Annotated in this window: 2 protein-coding genes; one reads left to right on the top strand and one right to left on the bottom strand. The window is 57.9% G+C overall.

The window, feature by feature from the left end:
* Positions 1-47: 47 nt before the first annotated feature.
* Positions 48-1142, top strand: a complete 1095-nt coding sequence (locus JMF90_RS31095; protein WP_011546993.1) for a LysR family transcriptional regulator — start codon at positions 48-50, stop codon at positions 1140-1142.
* A 323-nt stretch (positions 1143-1465) separates the two neighbouring features.
* On the opposite strand, the gene JMF90_RS31090 is transcribed toward JMF90_RS31095, so the two are convergent.
* A partial coding sequence (locus JMF90_RS31090; RefSeq protein ID WP_201325875.1) for an FAD-dependent oxidoreductase occupies positions 1466-3056 on the bottom strand: 1591 nt, incomplete at its 5' end.

Genomic DNA, 3056 nt, shown 5'->3' with positions numbered 1-3056 from the left:
TGACGGGCTTGATACTGCCATTCCTCAGAATTCGTTCGGAGAAAACCATGGAAATCACACTGCAGGCGATGTCGATTTTCACGTACATCGTGCGTGTGGGAAGCTTCACGGCAGCGGCAAAACTGCTTGGCATCAGCGCCGGAACGGCCAGTCGCCTGGTACGCAATCTCGAGAATCATCTCGGCGTGACCTTGTTGCAGCGCTCCACGCGATGCGTGCGCTTGACTACCGAGGGCGCGCAGTATTTTGAGCACTGCGAGCGGGTGCTGGGCGAGATCGAAGAAGTGAAGGCTCATCTCGCCGGCGCGCGGGATGTGGCGCGTGGCCGCTTGTCGGTGGACATCGATCAGGAGATCGCTCATACGGTGTTGCCGCTGATCCCGGAATTTCGCCTGACATTTCCGGAAGTGGAACTTCGCCTAGAAATCGGTGGCGATCCAGGCGGCCTGGTCGAGCACGGAATCGATTGTGCGATCGCGGTAGGGCCGCTGCCGGATTCGTCGCTCCGCGGGCGACGCATTGGCGACTTCAACGCAGTGACGGTCGCGAGCCCGGCCTATCTGTCCCGACGCGGCGTTCCGCATGAGCTTGGCGATTTGGATCGCCACGACATCATTCATTATTCCCCCCGCCGTTTCGGCCCCGTGCGTGACTTCAGATATTGCGTGGACGGAGGCGAGGTGAGCTTGAAATTTCCCGAGCGGATCTCTGTTAGTGATGCGCGTTCGGCAGTTCAGTACGCTGTTGAAGGTATCGGAATCGCACAGGTGTGCGGCCGAATGGTAGTGAACGAAATAGCCAATGGACGTTTGGTGAGCCTCTTAGCCGAAAATCGTCCGACATCGCTGCAGATCTTTGCCCTTTATGTGGACCAGCGCTACATTCCGAGGTCGATTCGTGCTTTCATCGACTGGCTCGAGATTCAGCTGCGTTGGAGGAATGCGAATGTGATTGCTCCATCAATGATGGAGATTGGAAAATCGCGCGCATTGCCGTCGTGTTGGGGCACGGACGCTTCGCGCGGCAACACGCAGTTTGCAGCGGAGTCTGAAGGGGCACAGCACCTCGTTTTCGGACGTGCGAAATCCGACGTGCACGTTGAACTGGATCTGACCGCTCTCCATGCGATGCTTGAAATCTGACCGGGTGACGTGTTCTTGTCGGACGGTACTGCGCTTCTGCTTTCATGGAAAGCGTGAAAGACGGAAGTCGATGTGTTGTGCCTTATCGGCGGCTGAGCCCGTTGCGAAGTCAACGTATCTGCAATAGTCAATGTCATGTGTTAACGGGCCACGACGACTGCTTGCATTGCCGTCATCTATCCGGAATACGGGCGCGAAAGGTGCTCGAGCATGATGATGACGCCCGACAATTCGTGTGTCTAGGCAGTGCCGGACCGATTGCATGGGGCGCCGTCTCAGGTGATGGTGGCATGACCGTTGCCGCACCCGTCATCGGCGCTGTTTTATGCGGTCAAGCTGGCAAGAAACTTGTGAAGCTGCGAGACGACCGCTGCTCCGTCGCCGACAGCGGCCGCCACGCGCTTGGTGGAATCATGCCGCACGTCTCCGGCACAAAATACGCCACGGACACTGGTTTCATGCTCTCCAGCCTGTGCGGAAACGTCGGATCCCGTTAGCACAAAGCCGGATGTGTCGACGGTGACCCCACATCCGTCAAGCCACGAGGTGTTAGGTATCGCCCCGATAAACAGGAAGACGTGCTCCGCTTTCTTCGATGTGCGCTTTCCGTCGGAGCCGGCAATCTCGATTTCCTCCAGCTCATCCTCACCGCGAAACGACGCAATCTGCGTATTGAAGTGAATGTCGATGTTGTCCATCGATTCGATGCGATCGATGAGATAGCGCGACATGCTGTCGGATAGATTCGGTCCCCGAACAAGCATGCTGACATGTTTCGCATGCGATGCCAGATAGACGGCGGCCTGTCCGGCCGAGTTTCCGGCGCCGACAAGCACGACATTTTTCCCCGCGCATAGTTTGGCTTCTACCGGAGAGGCCCAGTAATACACGCCTCGCCCCTGAAAACGTTCGATCCCTTCGATCGCAGGCTTGCGGTAAGCCGCGCCTGTAGCTATGACGACCGAATGGGCCCGCACCGTGCCGTTATTACCGAGCCGGAGGCGAAATGGAGACGTGTCACATTCCAGGGCTTCGACATCCACCGGGATCGCGACGCGCGCACCGAATTTCTGAGCCTGGATATATGCGCGTGCGGTCAGTGCATACCCTGATATACCAGCCGGGAAACCGAAGAAATTCTCGATGCGCGCGCTCGCGCCTGCCTGTCCTCCTGGTGCGTGGTTATCCAAAATGACGGCAGCTAGGCCTTCCGATGCTGCATACACCGCAGTGGCCAGGCCGGCAGGGCCCGAGCCGACGATCGCGACATCGAACACTTCGGCTTCATCAAAATCGGGAATGAGGTCGAGCGCTGTCGCCAGTTCGGTTTCGGTTGGCGCGCAGAGAACCTTTCCGTCCGGGCAGATAACGAGCGGATAGTCTGCGGAATCGGTGGGGTATTGATTGACGTAGCGCGCAATCTCCAGATCCGAACTATCGACGACGGTGTAGGGAATGCTGTTCCGTGTGAGAAAGTTCTGAAGTGCATTGAGAATCGGCGAATTTGATTCCGTGACGACGATGATGCCGCTGCCGCCTTCGACGAGTCCAGCTCGCCGCAGGATCAAGGCTCTCATGATGCGCTCGCCGAGTTCTGCTTCTGCGATCATCAGTGCCCGCAGCCTGGCCGGTGTAACTTGAAGTGCGCGGACGTTGCCTGCGGCATCGCCGTCAACTAGGCATCTCGCTCCTGATATCTGGCCAACCTCGGCGACGAAATGATGATCCCCCAGCTCTTTGACAATAATCTGTCGGTTCAGTGCATCCCGGCGAGTGACGCGAATCGAGCCCGAAAGGATGACGAACATACCGAAGCCCGGCTCGCCCACACGGAAGATCTGATCGCCGTCGTTCCACTCGCGGATTTCACCGAATCGCGTGATTCGGTGTATTTCCGCTTCGGTGAGTAATGGG

The sequence above is a fragment of the Burkholderia sp. E168m23 genome, assembly GCF_016586125.1.
In the GTDB taxonomy this organism is placed as follows: domain Bacteria; phylum Pseudomonadota; class Gammaproteobacteria; order Burkholderiales; family Burkholderiaceae; genus Burkholderia; species Burkholderia orbicola.
The sequence above is the reverse complement of the archived record's forward strand: the minus strand, read 5'-3'. Positions and strand labels throughout refer to the sequence as shown.

Coding starts and splice junctions, on each gene's coding strand:
- JMF90_RS31095 (WP_011546993.1), top strand. CDS start 48: ATGGAAATCACACTGCAGGCGATGTCGATTTTCACGTACATCGTGCGT.